At 51.6% G+C, this 378-nt stretch carries 1 pseudogene; it reads right to left on the bottom strand.

Annotation, left to right across the window (positions count from 1 at the left end):
- Window positions 1–378: pseudogene (locus tag PGX78_RS09205) on the bottom strand (NADP-dependent phosphogluconate dehydrogenase); the annotation flags it as partial.

Raw genomic sequence — 378 nt, 5'->3', positions numbered from 1 at the left:
TGAAAATAGAGGCAATAGCCCCGTAGTTGAGATCCCAGCCGTATTCTTCCGATGCCTTGCGATACAAGGAGAACCCTTGAGCATAGGCCATAATCTTCGCCGTATACAAGGCTGTGCGCAAATCTTCGGCAAATTTCTCTTTGTCGACAGCAGCGACGGAAGGTGCCGCAATGACCTCTTGAGCCGCCTTACGTCCCGTATCGTTGGAAGATACGCGCGTATTGCAAGCCGCCGTAATCATGGAAATATTGACGCCCAGCTTCAAGGCTTCCAGGCTCGTCCAACGCCCCGTACCCTTTTGACCGGCCGCATCAACGATTTTATCGATAATGTCGCCATCCGCCAAATCGTCTTCTTCCGCAAAAATATCGGCTGCAA

Source organism: Megasphaera sp. AF13-6AC (genome assembly GCF_027685385.1).
Classification (GTDB): Bacteria; Bacillota; Negativicutes; order Veillonellales; family Megasphaeraceae; genus Megasphaera; species Megasphaera micronuciformis.
Note: the sequence above shows the minus strand (reverse complement) of the source record. Positions and strands in the feature narration are given on the sequence as shown.